This window comes from Vibrio sp. S457-15 (assembly GCF_000960545.1).
Taxonomy (GTDB): domain Bacteria; phylum Pseudomonadota; class Gammaproteobacteria; order Enterobacterales; family Vibrionaceae; genus Vibrio; species Vibrio parahaemolyticus.
In genome coordinates, this window is the sequence record NZ_JYOQ01000116.1 from 1 (window position 1) to 315 (window position 315).

At 53.3% G+C, this 315-nt stretch carries 1 rRNA gene; it reads left to right on the forward strand.

Going from position 1 to position 315, the window contains the following annotated elements:
• Positions 1-315: ribosomal RNA gene (locus UF05_RS10865) — 23S ribosomal RNA — on the forward strand; the annotation flags it as partial.

Sequence of the window (315 nt, forward strand, 5' to 3'; positions counted from 1 at the left end):
GGCGAGGCCGAAAGGCGTAGTCGATGGGAAACGGGTTAATATTCCCGTACTTCTTACAATTGCGATGGGGGGACGGAGAAGGCTAGGTGGGCCTGGCGACGGTTGTCCAGGTTCAAGTGCGTAGGCTGAGAGATTAGGTAAATCCGGTTTCTCTTAAGGCTGAGACACGACGTCGAGCACCTACGGGTGTGAAGTCATTGATGCCATGCTTCCAGGAAAAGCCTCTAAGCTTCAGATTGTAAGGAATCGTACCCCAAACCGACACAGGTGGTCGGGTAGAGAATACCAAGGCGCTTGAGAGAACTCGGGTGAAGG